General features: G+C 64.6%; 15 protein-coding genes and 1 tRNA gene. 7 read left to right on the forward strand and 9 right to left on the reverse strand.

What is annotated here, in order from left to right:
* The first annotated feature begins 66 nt into the window (after positions 1-66).
* From JOZ76_RS16115 to JOZ76_RS16125, 3 genes are all read left to right on the forward strand, one after another.
* Positions 67-141 (forward strand) — tRNA-Val (locus tag JOZ76_RS16115).
* A gap of 959 nt (positions 142-1,100) precedes the next feature.
* On the forward strand, positions 1,101-1,316 hold the full coding sequence (locus JOZ76_RS16120; protein ID WP_291699647.1) for a DUF2945 domain-containing protein: 216 nt from the start codon (positions 1,101-1,103) through the stop codon (positions 1,314-1,316).
* Positions 1,317-1,348: 32 nt separating this feature from the next.
* Entirely contained in the window at positions 1,349-1,915 is a 567-nt protein-coding gene (locus JOZ76_RS16125) for a DUF488 domain-containing protein (RefSeq protein ID WP_291699649.1), read from the forward strand.
* Positions 1,916-1,992: 77 nt separating this feature from the next.
* Here the strand turns inward: JOZ76_RS16125 and JOZ76_RS16130 are convergent, their stop codons facing one another.
* From JOZ76_RS16130 to JOZ76_RS16140, 3 genes are all read right to left on the reverse strand, one after another.
* A complete protein-coding gene (locus tag JOZ76_RS16130; RefSeq protein ID WP_291699651.1) occupies positions 1,993-2,592 on the reverse strand; it encodes an alpha-ketoglutarate-dependent dioxygenase AlkB in 600 nt (199 codons plus the stop codon).
* A gap of 90 nt (positions 2,593-2,682) precedes the next feature.
* Positions 2,683-3,606: an alpha/beta hydrolase gene (locus JOZ76_RS16135; protein WP_291699653.1), complete on the reverse strand. Its 924-nt coding sequence runs from the start codon at positions 3,604-3,606 to the stop codon at positions 2,683-2,685.
* A 79-nt stretch (positions 3,607-3,685) separates the two neighbouring features.
* Positions 3,686-5,104: a M20 family metallopeptidase gene (locus JOZ76_RS16140; protein ID WP_291699655.1), complete on the reverse strand. Its 1,419-nt coding sequence runs from the start codon at positions 5,102-5,104 to the stop codon at positions 3,686-3,688.
* A gap of 472 nt (positions 5,105-5,576) precedes the next feature.
* Between JOZ76_RS16140 and JOZ76_RS16145 the strand changes: the two genes are divergently transcribed.
* From JOZ76_RS16145 to JOZ76_RS16155, 3 genes are all read left to right on the forward strand, one after another.
* Entirely contained in the window at positions 5,577-6,530 is a 954-nt protein-coding gene (locus JOZ76_RS16145; protein ID WP_291699657.1) for a sugar-binding protein, read from the forward strand.
* A 239-nt stretch (positions 6,531-6,769) separates the two neighbouring features.
* Positions 6,770-8,293 (forward strand): sugar ABC transporter ATP-binding protein, encoded by a 1,524-nt coding sequence (locus JOZ76_RS16150; RefSeq protein ID WP_291699659.1) that lies wholly within the window; start codon positions 6,770-6,772, stop codon positions 8,291-8,293.
* Between the two features lie 10 nt (positions 8,294-8,303).
* Complete coding sequence (locus JOZ76_RS16155; RefSeq protein WP_291699661.1) at positions 8,304-9,329, forward strand: ABC transporter permease; 1,026 nt, start codon at positions 8,304-8,306, stop codon at positions 9,327-9,329.
* Positions 9,330-9,502: 173 nt separating this feature from the next.
* Here the strand turns inward: JOZ76_RS16155 and JOZ76_RS16160 are convergent, their stop codons facing one another.
* From JOZ76_RS16160 to hydA, 6 genes are all read right to left on the reverse strand, one after another.
* Positions 9,503-10,345 carry an ABC transporter permease gene (locus JOZ76_RS16160; RefSeq protein WP_291699663.1) on the reverse strand — a complete coding sequence of 281 codons (843 nt, stop codon included), beginning with the start codon at positions 10,343-10,345 and terminating at the stop codon, positions 9,503-9,505.
* A gap of 4 nt (positions 10,346-10,349) precedes the next feature.
* Complete coding sequence (locus JOZ76_RS16165) at positions 10,350-11,264, reverse strand: ABC transporter permease (protein WP_291699665.1); 915 nt, start codon at positions 11,262-11,264, stop codon at positions 10,350-10,352.
* A complete protein-coding gene (locus tag JOZ76_RS16170) occupies positions 11,261-12,325 on the reverse strand; it encodes an ABC transporter ATP-binding protein (RefSeq protein ID WP_291699667.1) in 1,065 nt (354 codons plus the stop codon). The genes JOZ76_RS16165 and JOZ76_RS16170 overlap by 4 nt, the downstream gene beginning before the upstream one ends.
* Positions 12,326-12,557: 232 nt before the next feature.
* The gene (locus tag JOZ76_RS16175; RefSeq protein WP_291699669.1) at positions 12,558-13,739 is read right to left on the reverse strand and encodes an extracellular solute-binding protein; all 1,182 of its coding nucleotides are present in this window, start codon (positions 13,737-13,739) and stop codon (positions 12,558-12,560) included.
* 51 nt (positions 13,740-13,790) lie between these two features.
* Positions 13,791-14,564, reverse strand: a complete 774-nt coding sequence (locus JOZ76_RS16180; protein WP_291699671.1) for a GntR family transcriptional regulator — start codon at positions 14,562-14,564, stop codon at positions 13,791-13,793.
* A gap of 282 nt (positions 14,565-14,846) precedes the next feature.
* On the reverse strand, positions 14,847-16,301 hold the full coding sequence (gene hydA, locus JOZ76_RS16185) for a dihydropyrimidinase (RefSeq protein WP_291699673.1): 1,455 nt from the start codon (positions 16,299-16,301) through the stop codon (positions 14,847-14,849).
* A 200-nt stretch (positions 16,302-16,501) separates the two neighbouring features.
* On the opposite strand from hydA, the gene JOZ76_RS16190 reads away from it, so the two are divergent.
* Positions 16,502-17,244, forward strand: a 743-nt coding sequence (locus JOZ76_RS16190; protein ID WP_291699675.1) for an amidohydrolase family protein, incomplete at its 3' end; no start/stop codon positions are given.

Raw genomic sequence — 17,244 nt, forward strand, 5'->3', positions numbered from 1 at the left:
GGATCATGCGCTTGCCTGCCGGCCGGGGAGCCGATATACGGACCCCATTCCCGATTTGGACTTTTAGGGCACGTAGCTCAGCGGGAGAGCACTACCTTGACATGGTAGGGGTCACAGGTTCGATCCCTGTCGTGCCCACCACGCTTCGCCCTTGCGGGCTTCGCGTGGCACAGCCAGCCAGAATCTCCAGGGTGGAGCGTGTCCGGCGAACCTCGCGCGCAGCGAGAGCGAAGACGGACTGTCAGGGCAGGGGAGGGAACTGTCCTCGCTTCGCGAGCTACGGCTCGGCGAGCCCATTCCGATCTATCCAGCGAAGTGAGAAGGCTCGCCGCGCGTAGCCGAAAGAGCGACCGCCTTGTGGCGACGAGGCTAACGGTCTGGCTCGATCAGTCCCCGATCCGGTGAAGATCTCACGCGGGGCGTCCTGCGAGCGCGTTCGGACAGCGCTGCTGTCTCATCGATTCCTCGCCCTCGTGAGCGGAACCGCTTTTTGCATTCTTAGGAACCGGATGGACCACATCGCATTTTCATGCATACAGGCGCACTTGCTACGCCAAGTTGAGCCTTCACAGCGACTTGCGAGGATGCGACCATGCCAAGGGTGAAGCAAGCTTCGAAGCGAACGCGTGCAGCGAAAGCCGCCGCCGTGACGGCACTGGGTGCGGCCGGACTGGGTCTTTCTCTGGCGGGGCGGGCGTCCGCGTCTGCGATACCCAGTGCTGATGTCCTGCAGCCTGACGGTATCTCGCCCAATCAGCGCTTCGTGCTGAGCGAAGAGGAAATGGCCGACGTCAGTCTCGCCACGTTCCATGTCTTCGATAACGAAAAGCTTCGCAGCGACATGCAGCTGGCTGTCGTCGTCCGCGGCTGCAGAGGTTGCCGTTGCCGTGGCTGCGCGTGGCGTGGCTGCAGGTGCGGCGGCTGCGGTGGTTGCGGCGGCTGCTGCTTGCGTTGGGGACGGTGCCGCATCTGCTGACCTCGTGCCGAATCTCCGCCCTACAGGCGCAAACGCAAAGCTTGTGCCGCGAGTGCGATCGCCAGCGAGAGCGAAGACGCCCCTCACCGGCTGGAGCCCGGCGGCATAGGTTTGGACACCCGTCATGGCCAAAACTCTCAAGGTCGGGGATCACGTCAGCTGGAATTCGGAGGCCGGTCGGGTGCGCGGAACCGTCCTGCGCGTGCACAAAAAGGATGTGAACTACAAGGGCTACGTCCATCACGCCGATGCCGACGATCCGCAATACGAAATCAAGAGCGACAAGACCGATCATGTCGCCTTGCACAAGGGGCGGGCGCTGCGGCTCTTGTCGCATTGACGCGTAATCTCCCAGAACGGGACACCCGGCGAATGGCACATCCCTTCTACACGATCGGCCACGGCACCCGATCGTTGACCGACCTCGTGCAGCTCTTGCGCAGCGTCGAGGTGACGCTGCTGGTCGATGTCCGTACCGTGCCGCGCTCGCGCACCAATCCGCAATATAACCGCGACAGCTTGCCGGATTCCCTCGCGCCCTTCGCCATCGGTTATGAACACATTGCCGCCCTCGGCGGCTTGCGCGGCCGGCTCCGCGAGGTGGCTCAGGACGTCAATGCGTTCTGGGAAAACGAGAGCTTTCACAATTATGCCGACTACGCGATGGGCGCGACTTTTCGGGATGGTCTCTCGCATCTGCGCGCGCTGGGCCGCGAGCGGCGCAGCGCGGTCATGTGCGCGGAAACCGTGTGGTGGCGCTGCCACCGGCGCATCATCACGGACTATCTGCTCGCTGCCGGCGAATCCGTGTTCCACATTCTCGGGCCCGGACATGTCGAGCCGGCCGCCATGACCGAGACGGCGCGCGCGCAACGCGACGGCACCCTGATCTATCCGGCGGCGCAACCCGATCTGTTCGATCGGACGAGTGATCCTTAGCGCATGATCCGGAAAAGTGTGCAGCGGTTGTCCGAAAAGATCATATGCAATCACAAATCCAAAAGCGCGATGGAGATTCAACCTAATCCCATCGCGCTTTGGCGCTGCCCGTCGCGCTTCATCGTGCGGAAGGTGATGGAATAGCGGCGCTGCTGGACCGCGGGAATGCTGTGCTCCCACTCGTGCCGCGCCTCGCCCTGCATCTGATAGAGCGAGCGCGGCGCGGCGTTGAGCGTAAAGCGCTCCCATTTGTCGCCGCTGCGGCGGCGAAAGCGGAACTTGCAGGCGCTCGCCAGCGACAGCCCGAACACCTCGTCGAAATGCGGCTTGTCGCGATGCCAGCCGATGCCGACGCCGACATCATAGTCGGTACAGAGCACCTGGCGGATGCTGCCCGCGGGCAATTGGTCAAACCGTTCGACCTCCCGCGCGATCCCCTGCAGCCAGTCGGGAATCGGATCGCTTTCGGTCAGCTTCTGCAGAGTGTAGTCGTAGCGGAAGCCGAACGACTTGACCTGCCGGTGGCCATCGAAGGCGCCGAACTGAAACGGTTTTAGCGGCAATCTTGCGATGCGCGCGATCAGCTCCTGCTCCATCTCCGGAGAGACGAAGTCGCTCACATAACGCAGGCCGTTCGGGCCGGTCGCCCGGTCGTCAAACAATGCAAGCTGGGTCATTCGAAAAGCGTCTCGACACGCAAACGCAGCCCTACCCTTATTTGGGGTGACTGGGCCGCGATGGAAGCCCTCGATGTGCTCTCGTGCTCGCTACGGCAGGCCGCGCGTTTCGATCTGGCTGATCAGCTGCTTGGTGCGTCCGGCGAGACTCTCGCCGGTGCCGTCGAGGCCGAACACCGACGCCGGACTGAAGCGGCTGCTAAGGACAGCGGTGCGCGGACAATGCCCGGCGCCGCAGAGGCGCTGCTTGAGCTTCTCCGCCTGCGCGACGAGATCAGGCGAATCCGCCGATGACCAGGCCAGCACGATCGGCTCGTCGACCTCGAGAATGCCAGGGAATGCCGAGCGGGCATCGTATGTGTTGGCATCGGTGCCGAAATAGGATCGCTCGCCCTCACCGGCCTCGTTGCCGGGCCGGTAGATTCCCGAAATCAGGATCGCGCCCGCGATGCTGGAATCGGTGTTCTGCAGTTCCTTGTGCGCGAGGAAGCTTGCGAGATGGAAGGCGCCGACGGAATAGCCGATCGCAACGACCGCCTGTGGGTCGCCGCCGACCAGGTCGATATTCTGGTGGATCCACGAGATCGCCGCAGCGACATCGCGCGCCCCGGCGGGCCATGGATCGGCGGGTGCGAGGCGGTAGGTCATGGTGACCCCGACCAAACCGTTCTGCGCCGCAAGGCACATCGCCTGGTCGCGCAAGGCGGCGGCATCGGCGCCGCCATCGTCGGCAAAGCTGTCGCCCGCCACGAACAGCAGCACCGGGCGCAGCCCGGGTGCCTTGTCGGCGGAGGATGCGACATCGAGCAGGTTTCGCTCGCTGTCGCCGTATTTGACCTTGCGCGACAGGACCACGCCGTCGCAGTCGTCACGGCCGGCGGACGGCGCGACCCTGGTGTCATCGGCGAGCCCGGCGGTTACGACGGAGGACGCATCGCGCGTCGTGCGGCTCGGATCGGGCGCCAGAAGGGGGGCGGTTGCCAGCAGAACAAAGGTCGCGAGGCTTCTTATCACTTTGAACGCGCCTCCACCGCCAGATCAACTGGGTGCCGGCCCTGGCGGCCAGGCACCACACCCTCATATGGACCCGGACCTAGGCGCGCGCCATGTCGAGCGGCGGGGCAACCCCGTCCGGAATCGGGCAACGATAGGGGACGCGCGCCGTACGGGCCTGGTGATCGGCCTTGGCGGCCGACAACAGGGCCTCGTCGGTCAGGAGCTTGCAGGCGGTGGTGGCCATCACTTTTGCCACATGCACCATGCCCTTGTGCGCCGCCGGCATCTTGCCCTGCGCCACCACCTGCCAGGTATGCAGCGGCGTGCCGATCGCCATGACAGCGCCGTGGGCCTGCACGGTCGGGATCGCCCAGCTGACATCGCCGACATCGGTCGAGCCGCGCATCAGGTTGCGGGGCGAGTCGAGCGGCACGATCTTGCCGCAGAGCACAGCGTCCGTGCGCGGCTGGCCGACGCTGCGATAGACGTTGTCGATGTCCTGATCGCTCAGCGTGGCCTGGATCTGCCTGGCAAAGCTGCGATCGGCCTCATCGAACGGCGGCGGCCCGAGCTGCTGCAGCACGTCGTTCATGGCGCGTTCCAGCGGATCATTGGGAAGCAGGTTCGAGACCGCGCTGATGATTTTCGACTCCATCTTGGTCTCGGTCATCAGCGCGGCGCCCTGCGCCACCTTGCGCACCCGTTCCACCAGCTCATGCATGCCGGCGAGATCGCGCGCCCGCACCGAATAGCGGACTTTTGCGCGCGCCTGCACCACATTGGGGGCGATGCCGCCGGAATCGAGCATGGCATAATGGATACGCGCATCGCTCGGCATGTGCTCGCGCATGTAATTGACGCCGACATTCATCAATTCGACGGCGTCGAGCGCGCTGCGGCCGAGATGGGGACTGGCCGCCGCGTGCGACGCGCGCCCGGTGAAGGTGAAATCGATCCTCGTATTGGCGAGCGACACCGCCGGCACCACCTCGCAAAAACTCGAGGGATGCCAGGAGATCGCCACATCGACGTCGTCGAAGGCGCCCTCGCGCACCATGAAGGTCTTGGCCGCGCCGCCTTCTTCAGCCGGGCAGCCATAATAGCGTACGCGCCCCTTGATGCCCTTGGAGGCCAGCCAATCCTTCACCGCCACGGCCGCGAGCATCGCACCGGCGCCGAGCAGGTTGTGTCCGCAGCCATGGCCGTTGCCGCCGCTCTCCAGCGGGCGGTGCTCGGTGACCCCCGATTCCTGGCTGAGGCCGGGCAGCGCATCATATTCGCCCAGGATCGCAATGACAGGCCCGCCGTCGCCAGCCTCGCCGATCATGGCGGTCGGAATCTCGGCAACGCCCTCGGTGATCCGAAAACCGTGCCGCTCGAGCTCGGCCTTGTGCTCGGCGGCGGAACGGGCCTCGGTGTAGCAGAGTTCCGGGGTCGCCCAGACCCGGTCGCTCAGGGCGATCAGGGGCTCCTGCTTGGCCTCGACCAGTTGCCAGATGTCACGGCTGTCGTTCATGGGGGGTTCCATCTCCTTCAATCATCGTCCCGGCAGGGGAATTCAATACGCCGGCCGACAGCGCAATTCGATCACAATGACGCAAGCCTTGATGCATGGTCGGCATGTTGCGGCTGCGATACCACCGGCCTTCGTCACACGGGAGACACGAGGTGCTGCGGCGCGGCGCCATGAGGTGTTCACCTCAAGCGGGACAGCAGCCGATCCTGCAACGACGGCTTGCCGCCGCACGAACTTTCTGATGACTTGCCACGCCGCTCGATTTGGTTTTTAGGTTAGGTCATTAGTCAGATAATATGACGGCGCTCGCGGGCCCCAGGGCCGGAACGCATAGGGAAGATCATGGCCGGAACGCATGGCCAGACCAGGGGAGGGGACGGCCCGCAACAACGGGCGGCTATGTTGCGAAGTCGCCACCGACTTCGTCAGCTCCAAAAAGATCGACCACATCGGCACCATGGGAGGAATTTGCATGAAACGTTTCGCATCGACCGGCATCGCAGTCGTTCTGGCACTGGCCTTCGCCACGACGGCACATGCTGAAGACAAGAAGAAGCTTGCATTCGTCGTCAACGGCGCATCCGATTTCTGGAAGGCTGCGGAAGCCGGCGTCAAGGCCGCGGCGGCCGAGCTGCCGAAATACGATCTGGTCCTGAAATATCCCGAACAGTCCGCAGCCGCGATCCAGATCCGCCTGATGGATGACCTGGTGGCCGCGGGCTATGCCGGCATCATGGTGAGCGCGGTCGATCCGAAGACCGAGAGCGACGCCCTGAACCGGATCGGCAAGCAGGTCGCGCTGTTCACCACCGACTCCGACGCGCCGAAGACCAGCCGCATCGCCTATATCGGCTCCTCCAACACCGATGCCGGCAAGCAGGCCGGCCAGCTGGTGCTGAAGGCGCTGCCGAACGGCGGCAAGTGCATGGGTTTTGTCGGCCTGCTCGGCGCCGACAACGCCAAAGAGCGCATCGACGGCGTCAAGGAAACCATCAAGGGCTCCAAGGTCGAGCTCGTCGACGTCCGCGGCGACGACATCGACCAGACCCGCGCCAAGCGCAATGTCGAGGATACGCTGACCGCGCATCCCGAGATCGACTGCATGATCGGCTTCTACTCCTACAACACGCCGCGCATTTATGAGGCGCTGAAGGAGGCCGGCAAGCTCAACAAGATCAAGGTCATCGGTTTTGACGAGGACCCGATCACGCTGGGCGGCGTCAAGGAAGGCTCGATCATCGGCACCGTCGTGCAGCAGCCCTATGAATGGGGCTATCAGGGCATGAAGGACATGGCCAAGTATCTCGAGGGCGACAAGTCCTGGGTGCCGGGCAATGGCCTGCTGATCGTGCCGACCAAGATCATCGACACCACCAATGTCGATGCGTTCTGGGCCGAGCTGAAGAAGCGCCAGGGCAAGAGCTGAGCCTCTTCTGTTGTGTAGGTGACTGCCTCAACTTCGTCATGCCCGGCCTTGTGCCGGGCATCCACGTCTTACCTTCTTGCCGTCCGGCGGAGACGTGGATGGCCGGGACAAGCCCGGCCATGACGACCGAGAAGCGCATTAGCTGGTGGCCGTGCCACGATCGACCATCGCCCGATTGAAAGTGCAGCCGATCTCTGGTTCCTTTTCGGGATAGAGTCGCCTGACGAGAATCCGTCCAGATGCAGCGCGTCACCGAACCAGCCGCTCCCTTTCTCGAGCTCAACGGGATCAGCAAGACCTATCCGGGCGTCGCGGCGCTCGATGGCGTCAGCCTGTCCGTGTCGCGCGGCGAGATTGTCGGCCTGATCGGCGAGAACGGTGCCGGCAAGTCGACGCTGATGAAAGTGCTGGGCGGCGTGGTGGAACCCACGGCCGGCACGATCCGGGTCGATGGCCGCGACTATCCGGCCCTGACCGTCAATGATGCGATCAACAGCGGCATCGCCTTCGTACATCAGGAACTGAACCTGTTCGACAATCTCGACGCCGCTGCCAACATCCTGATCGGGCGCGAGCCGCTCTATGGCGGGCCACTGCGGCTGATCGACCGCAAGGCGCTGCACGCAAAAGTGCAGCCGCTGCTCGACAAGCTCGGCGTCGATTTCAAGCCCGACACGCCGGTCGCCGCGCTGTCGCTGGCGCAGCGGCAGCTATTGGAGATCGCAAAGGCGCTGTCGCTCGACGCGCGTCTCGTCATCATGGACGAGCCGACCTCGAGCCTGACGCTGACCGAGACCGCGCGGCTCTTGTCGGTGCTGAACGAGCTCAGGCGTGATGGCGTCAGCATCATCTTCATCTCCCATCGTCTCAACGAAGTGAAGTCCTGCGTCGACCGCGTCGTCGTGCTGCGCGACGGACGGGTGGTGGGATCGCTGGTCGGCGAGACCATCAGGCCCGATGCGATGATCCGTCTGATGATCGGGCGCGACCTGAAATCGCTCTACATCCCGCCAAAGGTGCCGCCCGGGGCGCCGGCGCTGGAGATCGAGGATTTCCGCACCACGGCGTTTCCCGACCAGGAGGTGTCGCTCACGCTGCGCCGTGGCGAGATTCTGGGGCTCGCTGGCCTCGTTGGCGCCGGCCGTACCGAGCTCGCCTGCGCCGCATTCGGCGTCGATCGCCGCCTTGCTGGTACGCTCAGGATCGAGGGTGAGGCGGTTACCATCCGCGAGCCGCGCGATGCGATCGCGCGGGGGCTTTATCTGGTACCGGAGGATCGCAAGCGCTGCGGGCTGCATCTCGATTTCTCGCTGACCCAAAACATTTCGCTGCCCGACTTGATGACCTACGCGGTCGGGCCGCTGATCAGCCCGGCGGCCGAGGAGAAGATCGCCGAGACCCAGCGGCACCGGCTTAATATCCGCGCCTATGACATCGCGACCGAGGCAGGGACCTTGTCCGGCGGCAACCAGCAAAAAATCGTGCTGGCAAAATGGCTGGCGATGAAGCCCCGCGTCATCATCTTCGACGAGCCGACACGCGGCATCGATGTCGGCGCCAAAAGCGAGATTTACCAGCTGATGCGCAACCTCGCGGACAATGGCGTTGCGGTGCTGATGATTTCCAGCGACATGGAGGAAGTGATCGGCGTCTCCGATCGCATGGCGGTGATGCAGGAGGGGCGCATATCCGGCTTCCTTGAACGCGACCGGTTCAGCGAGCACAATGTGCTGCAGCTCGCCGTCGGCAAGACGGTAAATTGAGATCAAAACGATGCTGAAGAAAGACCTCGGCCTGTTCCTGCTGATCCTGGTGGTCGGCGCCGTCGTGGCATTTTTGAACCCGCGCTTCCTGTCGCCGCTCAACCTCGCCAATACCGCCAACCTGATCGGCCTGTTCGGCCTGTTCTCCCTCGGCGAGGGTTTTGTCATCATCACCGGCGGCATCGATCTCTCGGTCGGATCGATTTTTGCGCTGCTCGGCGTGATCTTCATCAACCTGCTGGTGGACTACAGCTTGCCCTGGCCGGTCGCGGTGCTGATCATCGTGGCTGGCGGTGTCGTGCTCGGCGCCATCCACGGTTTTCTGGTCACCAAGGTCAAGATGCAACCCTTCGTCGTGACCTTGTGCGGCCTTCTGATCTATCGCGGCGTGGCGCGCTGGTACACCGACGACGGCACCGCGGGTTTCGAGTTCGGCCAAAAGTTTCCGGCGCTGGAAACGCTCACCACCGGGCGCACCTTTGCCAGCGACACCTTTGCCGGCATCCCCAACAGCTTTATCGCCTTCGTGGTGGTCGCGCTCATCATGGGGGTGGTGCTGCACCGCTCGGTGTTCGGCCGCTATCTGTTCGCGGTCGGCAAGAACGAGGAAGCGGCGCGCTATTCCGGCATCCGCTCGAACGCCATCATCGCGGCCGCCTACGTCATCTCCGGCGGGCTCGCCGGCATCTCCGCGATCTATCTTGCGATGTACACCCGCTCGATCTCGCCGGCCTCGCATGGCAACTTTTATGAGCTCTACGCCATTGCGGCCGCGGTGCTCGGCGGCTGCTCGCTGCGGGGCGGCGAGGGTTCTGTGATGGGCATCGTGCTCGGCGCGATTCTCTTGCAGGTGCTGCAGAACCTGGTGAATCTTCTGGGCATCCCGAGCTCGCTGAATTTTGCCGTGATGGGCGGCGTGATCCTGATCGGCGTCATCGCCGACATGCAGCTCGTGCGCTACCGCGCCTACAAGGCCAACGAGAAGAAACGCGCCGGCATCGTGCCGCTCCCGGCGGCGGCGCCGGGGAAGAATTAGAGCGGAATCTCTCCGTCGTCATGGCCGGGCTTGTCCCGGCCTCCACGTCTTTGATGCACCGGGAAAGCAAGACGTGGACGCCCGCGACAAGCGCGGGCATGACGAGTCTGTTGCTGGCAGTTGATGGAATGAGTCACACCGAACGCGTGGCCGGAATAGGTGCCGCTTAGGCGCTATCGCGCTGCTTCCTGCTTGGCGCGGGTGACGATCTGGGTCGGGTCGACGAAGCGCAGGGCGATCAGGAGCCAGAGCAGCGTCGTGATCATGTAGATGACTGCCATGGCGTCGATCGACTGGCCGGCGCGCACGCCCGCGGCATAGACGGCGTAATAGAGCGCGACCACCAGGGTCTGGCTGTCGGGGCCGGCGGTGAAGAAGGTGAGCTCGAACATCGCGATCGTGCGGACCAGCACGAGCAGCAGCGCGGCCAGAATGCCCGGCGCCAGCAGGGGCACCAGCACATGGAGGAATAGCCGGCCGGTCCCGGCGCCGAACACGCGGGCGGCGGCTTCGATGCGCGGATCGATCTGCTCGATGAAGGGGATCATCACCAGGATGACGAAGGGGACGGTCGGCACCAGATTGGCGATGATGACGCCCGAAAGCGTGCCGCCGGCGCCGAGCTGGTAGAGCACGGTGGCGAGCGGAATGCCAAAGGTGATCGGCGGGATCATCAGCGGCAGCAGGAACAGCAGGATCACGAGCTGCTTGCCCGGGAAATTGCGGCGGGCGAGCGCGTAGGCCGCGGGCACGCCGAACAGGCCCGACAGCAGCACCACGGCGCCGACCACCTCGAAGGTGGTGATCAGGACGTCGCCGAGCTGGAATTCGTCCCATGCCGATGCATACCAGCGCGTTGTGTAGCCGGCCGGCAGCCAGGCGCCGAACCAGCGTGTGCCGAAGGAGTTGATCACGACGGTTGCCGCCATCGCCATGAAATTGACGATGAAGAAGATGACGGCCGTCCAGATGGCGGCCGCCCACAGGCGTTCCGAAATGGTCTTGTCGCGGCCCATGGTCCTAACCCTTTCCGCCGCCCGCGGCGCCCCGGTAGAACAGGTTACGCCCGGCCAGCACCAGCAGCACGACGGCGAGCTGCACAAAGCCCATGATCATCGCGATCGCCGCGGCCATCGAGGCGTCGTATTGCTCATAGGCCGCCTGGTAGGCTGCGATCGAGATCACCCGGGTGTCGCCGGCGGGTGCGCCGAGCAGCACTGCGGAGGGGAACACCGAAAAGGTCTGCACAAAGGACAGGCAGAAATTGATCGCGAGCCCCTGCGCGAGCAGCGGCAGCAGGATATAGCGGAAGCGCGCCCGCGCCGTGGCGCCGAGCGTGGCGGCGGCCTGCTCGAGCGAGGCATCGATGCCGGTGATGTAGGACAAGGTGAGCAGGAAGGTGAAGGGAAAACCTGAGAGGATCAGCGAGAGCATCACACCGGTGTAGTTGTGCGCCAGCCGCAGCGGCGAACTGATGACGCCAAACAGCATTAGCGAGCGGTTCAGCCAGCCCTGCGGGCCGAGATAGTTGAGCAAGCCTTCGGCGATCAGCACGGTGCCGAGCGTGATCGGGATCACCAGGATGGTCGTGAGCAGGCGCCGCCGATGCATTTTTCGCACGCGCAGGGCGACCGGGATCGAGATCAGCACGTTGATGATGGTCGCCGGCAGCGCAAGGCGCATGGTCGCGTAGATCGTGTCGTAGAGGAATGGATCGGAGAAGAATTTTCGGTAGTTGGCGAGCCAGTCGCCGGCGCGCGGCTTGAACGACAGCACAAAGCCGTAGAGGAAGGGATAGACGAACAGGCCGATCACGAACAGAACGGCGGGCAGCACGAGCAGCGTGACGCCGTCGATGTCGCGGAGCGCGAGGCGGACGCGCCAGGGAGTACGCTCTTCGCTGGTGTGCGGCAGGGGTGCGGTGGTCTCGGTCATGATGCCCCCGCATAGATCAGGACCCGCGCCGGATCGGCCGCGAGCCGCACCATTTCGCCCTTCTGCACGGGCAGCGCCGAGCAGAAATAAAGCTCGGTACCGTCGCTGGCGCGCCCGGAGCAGTAGAACTCGCGCCCGTGATACTGGGCGCTCTCGACGGTCGCGGCGACCGGCCCGTCATTGGCCGGCTTGAGGTCGTCCGGCCTGACGGCCACGATCGCCTGTTCATCCGGGCGCTGCTCGATCGCGATGCCCTTGAGCGCCGCACCACCCACGGACACCTGCACATCGCTGCCGCTGCCGCCGAGCACGCGGGCTGACAGCACGTTGCGATAGCCCATGAACTCGGCGACATCGGCATGCGCCGGCCGCGCGTAGAGCTCGGTCGGCGTGCCGACTTGGCGCACTGCGCCGTCGCGCATCACCACGATGCGGTCGGCCAGCGACAGCGCCTCCTCCTGGTCGTGGGTGACATAGATCGTGGCCGAGCCTATCAGGTCATGGATGCGGCGGATTTCCGCGCGCATCTCGAGGCGAAGTTTTGCGTCGAGGTTGGATAGCGGCTCGTCCATCAGGACCAGCGGCGGCTCGATCACGATCGCGCGGGCGATCGCCACGCGCTGCTGCTGACCGCCGGAGAGCTGGCCCGGCAGCTTGTCGCCGTGCTGGCCGAGCCGCACGATGGAGAGCGCCTCCTCGACTTTTCGCGCGATCTCGTCCTTGGACTTGCCCTGCATGGCGAGCCCAAAACCGATGTTGCGGCGGACACTCATGTGCGGAAACAGCGCGTAGTTCTGGAACACCATGCCAAAGCCGCGTTCTTCCGGCTTGAGGCGGTCGATGCGGGTCTTGTCGAGCCAGATGCTGCCGCCGGTCAGGGTGAGCAGGCCGGCGAGGCAGTTCAGCGCGGTCGACTTGCCGCAGCCGGACGGGCCGAGCAGCGCGATGAACTCGCCGCGTTTCACGGTCAGGCTGACGCCCTTCAGGGCGTTCAGCGCGCCAAAGCTGCGGCTCAGGTCCTCCAGCCGCAGCTCGCGAAAGTCGCGTCCCGCAATCGACATGTCTCAACGACTCCTAAGGATACCAAGCTATTGCAGATGGTCTTACCTCTCCCCGCTTGCGGGGAGAGGTCGCCGCGCTCTCGCGCGGCGGGTGAGGGGGATTCTCCACTTGTTAAGCTCTAGAAAAGAGCCCCTCACCCCAACCCTCTCCCCGTAAGAACGGGGAGAGGGAGCGCACTGCCATTGCCGCAACAGTCTGCAGACAATCGGCCGTGGGCGTACCGCCCACATCTCACTTCTTCTTCTGGGCGCCGATCTGCTCGTCCCAGCGGCTGAAGGCGTAGACCAGCTTGTCCGGTGTCAGCGGCAGCTCCTGTGGATTGCCTGACATGGCGGCCTCGTATTCCGGACGGCCAAACTCCTTGATGACGTTCTGGCTGTCCTCCGGCGCCATCGCCAGCGTGACGTCCTTCACCGCGGGTCCCGGATAGAAATAGCCGGTGTCGTAGGTGGTGGCCTGCGCTTCCTTGCCGAGCAGATAATTGATGAGGTCGAGCAGCACCGCGAGCTTGTCCGGGCCGACGCCCTTCGGGATGCACAGATAGTGCGCATCGAGCACCCAGTGGAAGCCTTTCAGGAAGAATACCTTCGCTTCCTTCGGCACCACGCCGAGCGCACGCGGGTTGATGTCCCAGCCCATCTGCGACGGCACCATGTCGCGCGAACCTTCGCCGAGCTCCTTCATCACGGCGCCAGTGCCGCCGGGATAGTATTCGACGTTCTGCCCGAGCTCCTTCAAATAAGTCCAGGTCTTGGCCCAGCCGTCCTTCGGATCCTTCGGGTCCTTGTCGCCAAGAATGTAGGGCAGTCCCATCATGAAGACGCGGCCGGGACCCGAATTGGCCGGGCGGGCGTACATGAACCGGTTGGGATTGGCCTTGGCCCAGGCGAGCAGCTCCTCGGCCGTTCCCGGCACCTGCTTCACCTTCTCGGGCATGTATTCCATCACGGGGCCTGCCGGGCAGAACACGATGCACACGCCCTGGTTCGACGCCAGCCCCTGCATGGCGCGCGCGCCCGGCAGATAGATGTCGTCGAGCTTCGGCAGCTTGTCGGCATTTTCCGTGACTGTGGGAATCCAGAGTTTTTGGTCGACGCCCGCGGACAGCGCGTCGATGCCGGTCAGCACGCCGTCGATATCGACCCGGCCGGCGTCCTGCTGCGCCTTGATCTTGCCGGGCAGCTCCGGTGCCGGCGCCTTGGTGAAGGTGATCTTGGACACGAGCTTTGGGTTCTTGGCGCGGTAGGCCTCGATTGCCTTCTGCGTCAGCGCGAGATTGCCGGCGACATCGACGATGTTGAGGGAGACCGGGGATGACGGCAGCGGCGGGGATGCTGCAAAGGCCCGGGCATTGAAGACAACCGAGCCGGCAAGGCCTGCGACGACGCTGCGGCGGGTAAGTGTGAATGTCATGGCCGTTCTCTCTCCCTCTTGGATTGACGCGCGATGTCCCGCGCGATGCGTTTACGTGCTTTTGGCCTCGGTTTTCCGCGGTCGCTTCCGGGCCGGTTGATCCTGCGCTTCGCCGCGCGGCGGCGGATCTCCGTCCGCTTCGGCGAAGTAGTCGTACTTGTCGCCCCTGAGAATCTCGATGGTCTTCAGAATCCCGCGCATGTGGCTGCGCATCGCCGCGACCGCGCCGGCCCGGTCGCGGGCGCAGAGCCGGTCGATGATCTGGGCATGCTGGGCCACCACGGAAGGCTGCTTGCGCAGAATGGTCATGGCGAGATAGCGCACGCGATCCATCTGCGCCTTGGCGCCGGTCACGAACAGCCAGGCCGTCGGATGGCCGGCGAGTGCGAAGATGAAGGCGTGCATGGCCTCGTCGGCGCGGAAAAAACCCTCGTCGTCGCCGCTCTTGTGCAGCGCGCGCTGGCGGTCGAGAATGGCCTTCAGCCGGTCGGCGTGCCCGGCATCCATGTGCGTGACCGCCTTCTCCACCGCGGCGCATTCCAGCGTCTCGCGCGCGAACTGGCTGTCCAAGACCTCGGCGAGCTTGATCGGCCCGACGAAGGAGCCGTATTGCGGAAAGATCTCGACCAGGCCCTCGTCAGCGAGCTTGATCATGGCCTCGCGGATCGGCGTGCGCGACACGCCAAAACGACGGGCCAATTCCTGTTCGGCGAGGCTGGCGCGCGGCGAAAGACGGCCGCAGATGATGTCACGGCGCAGCACGGCATGGATCTGCTCGGCGATCGTATTGCGCCGTAACAGCGTCGCGGCGGCCTCGACAGGCACAGGCGTCTTCGCACTCCCGTCCTCGGGGGTGCGATTGCGGGCGACACGCCGGTCCAGGTCCTCCTCCCTCGCTGTCTGTTAGTTGGAACACTAGTATATTAGTGTCCAACAGGGCGTCAACTGCGGCCCCGACGACCAGGCGTGCGACTTTGGGATGTCGAGGTAAGGCCGATCTGGCGAGCCGGGCCACCAGGGCATTGCCGTTGGTCGGCGTCATGCCATGGCCGTAGCGGATCACGTCGGCAAGATGCTTTGACAGACGCTTGCCGACGCGCCGGAGCGTCACGGCGTGACCGCGCCACGCGCGACAGGTTGGGGCGCGGTGCGTTCCTTCCAGGTCGCATTGGCGACGTGGACAGGCGAGAACGCCGGCCGCTCCACATAGCGGCCATCGCCCTTTTCTGCGCGGAGGTCGCCGTCCTTGTAGGCGATGCGGCCGCGCGACAGCGTGACCGCCGCAACCCCCGTGCAGGCAAAGCCTTCGAATACGTTGTAGTCGATCCGGCTGATCTGGCGCTTGGCGCTGATGGTTTTGGTGCCCCTGGGATCCCACACTACCAGATCAGCGTCAGAGCCGACCGCGACCGCGCCCTTGCGCGGGTAGATGTTGAGGATGCGCGCAATGTTGGCCGAGGTCACGGCGACGAACTCCTCCTTGGTGAGGCGGCCGGTCGCGACGCCCGCGGTCCACAGCAGCGACAGGCGGTCCTCGAGCCCGCCGGTGCCGTTCGGGATCTTTCGGAAATCGTCGCGGCCGAACCGTTTCTGCTCCGTCGTGAACGCGCAATGGTCGGTCGCGACCACCTGCAGCGAGCCGGACTGCAGGCCGGCCCAGAGCGAGTCCTGGTGCACCTTGTCGCGGAACGGCGGCGACATCACCCGCTGCGCGGCGTGATCCCAGTTCTTGTTCTGATATTCGCTGGCATCGAGCAGCAGATGCTGGATCAGCGGCTCGCCATAGACGCGCTGGCCGGCGGCGCGGGCGCGCGCGATCGCCTCATGGGCCTGACGGCAGCTCGTGTGCACGATATAGACCGGCGCGCCGGTCATGTCGGCGATCATGATGGCGCGGCTCGTGGCCTCGGCCTCGACCTCTACCGGGCGCGAATAGGCATGGCCCTCCGGACCGGTGACGCCGCGCGCCAAAAAATCCTCCTGCATGTGCGCGACGATGTCGCCGTTCTCGGCATGCACGAGCGGCAGCGCGCCGAGATTGGCGCAGCGCGCGAACGAGTTGTAGAGCTCGTCGTCGTTGACCATCAGCGCGCCCTTGTAGGCCATGAAGTGCTTGAAGGTGTTGATGCCGTAGGTCTTGACCACGACCTCCATGTCATCGAACACCTGTTTCGACCACGACGTCACCGCCATGTGAAAACCGTAGTCGGAGGCCGCGCGCTCGGATTTGTGGCGCCAGTCCTGATAGGCGGCGAGCATCGACTGCCCCGGATCGGGCAGACAGAAATCGACCACCATGGTGGTGCCGCCCGTGAGCGCCGCCTTGGTGCCGGATTCGAAATCGTCCGCCGTGACCGTGCCCATGAACGGCATTTCCAGATGGGTGTGCGGATCGATGCCGCCAGGCATCACGTGGCAGCCGCCGGCGTCGATGATCTCGCAGCCCGCGGGCGGATCGATCGAGGGTGCGACGGCGACGATGGTCTCGCCGTCGACCAGCACGTCGGCGCGCCGGGAATGATCATGATTGACGACGGTGCCGCCGCGGATCAGGAGGGACATGGGAGCTCCAGACAAAGCTACGAAGAAACGAGATGGGGGCGTGCAAGCTTAGCCGGCAAAATTCAGCGTGACAGCGAAAATATTAGTCAGCGCGCGCCAGCCATGCGGGCAGATGATCTTGCCCTCGTGCCAAGGGAGGAGCAATCTTCAGGTAGCGGTCGGCAAGAGCCGCAGTGAGGAACCTGATCCCGAGGACGTCCATGATGCTGACGCGCATCGATTGCGACATCCATCCCGCCGTCGGCGGCACGCGCACCACGCTGCTGCCCTATCTCGACGACCACTGGAAAGAGCAGGTGGTGAGCCGGGCGATCGACGGCCTCGATCTGACCAGCTATCCGCCGAACATGCCGCTGTCCGGCCGGCCCGACTGGCGCCCCGCGGGCGGCGGCAAACCGGGCAGCGAGCTTGCGATGCTGCAACACGGCGCCTTCGGCCAACTCGGCGCGTCGCATGCGATCTGCAACGTGCTCTATGGCGCGCAGGCGGTGTTCGATCCCTATATGGCGAGCGGCTTCTGCAAGGCGATCAACGACTGGATCGCTGCCGAGTGGCTGGCGCAGGATGCGCGGCTGCGGGCGTCGATCGTGGTGCCGATGCAGGCGCCGGACCTCGCGGTCGAGGAGATCGAGCGCCGCGCGCCCGATCATCGCTTCGTCTCGATCCTGATGCTGGCGCAGGGCGAGTCCCTGCTCGGGCGCCGGCACTTTTGGCCGGTCTATGCCGCGGCCGAGAAACACAGACTGCCAATCGCGATCCACGCCGGCAGCGCCTATCGCTTCGCGCCGAGCTCGGTCGGCTGGCCGTCCTACCGCTATGAATATTATTTCGTCGAGGCGCAGGCGTTCCAGGCGCAACTTTTGAGCCTGATCTATGAGGGCGTATTCGGCAAATTCCCAGGGCTGAACGTCGTGCTGATGGAATCCGGCGTGAGCTGGCTGCC

The sequence above is a fragment of the Bradyrhizobium sp. genome, assembly GCF_019244115.1.
GTDB lineage: Bacteria > Pseudomonadota > Alphaproteobacteria > Rhizobiales > Xanthobacteraceae > Bradyrhizobium.

Coding starts and splice junctions, on each gene's coding strand:
- JOZ76_RS16120 (WP_291699647.1), top strand. CDS start 1,101: ATGGCCAAAACTCTCAAGGTCGGGGATCACGTCAGCTGGAATTCGGAG.
- JOZ76_RS16125 (WP_291699649.1), top strand. CDS start 1,349: ATGGCACATCCCTTCTACACGATCGGCCACGGCACCCGATCGTTGACC.
- JOZ76_RS16130 (WP_291699651.1), bottom strand. CDS start 2,592: ATGACCCAGCTTGCATTGTTTGACGACCGGGCGACCGGCCCGAACGGC.
- JOZ76_RS16140 (WP_291699655.1), bottom strand. CDS start 5,104: ATGAACGACAGCCGTGACATCTGGCAACTGGTCGAGGCCAAGCAGGAG.
- JOZ76_RS16145 (WP_291699657.1), top strand. CDS start 5,577: ATGAAACGTTTCGCATCGACCGGCATCGCAGTCGTTCTGGCACTGGCC.
- JOZ76_RS16150 (WP_291699659.1), top strand. CDS start 6,770: ATGCAGCGCGTCACCGAACCAGCCGCTCCCTTTCTCGAGCTCAACGGG.
- JOZ76_RS16155 (WP_291699661.1), top strand. CDS start 8,304: ATGCTGAAGAAAGACCTCGGCCTGTTCCTGCTGATCCTGGTGGTCGGC.
- JOZ76_RS16160 (WP_291699663.1), bottom strand. CDS start 10,345: ATGGGCCGCGACAAGACCATTTCGGAACGCCTGTGGGCGGCCGCCATC.
- JOZ76_RS16165 (WP_291699665.1), bottom strand. CDS start 11,264: ATGACCGAGACCACCGCACCCCTGCCGCACACCAGCGAAGAGCGTACT.
- JOZ76_RS16170 (WP_291699667.1), bottom strand. CDS start 12,325: ATGTCGATTGCGGGACGCGACTTTCGCGAGCTGCGGCTGGAGGACCTG.
- JOZ76_RS16175 (WP_291699669.1), bottom strand. CDS start 13,739: ATGACATTCACACTTACCCGCCGCAGCGTCGTCGCAGGCCTTGCCGGC.
- hydA (WP_291699673.1), bottom strand. CDS start 16,301: ATGTCCCTCCTGATCCGCGGCGGCACCGTCGTCAATCATGATCATTCC.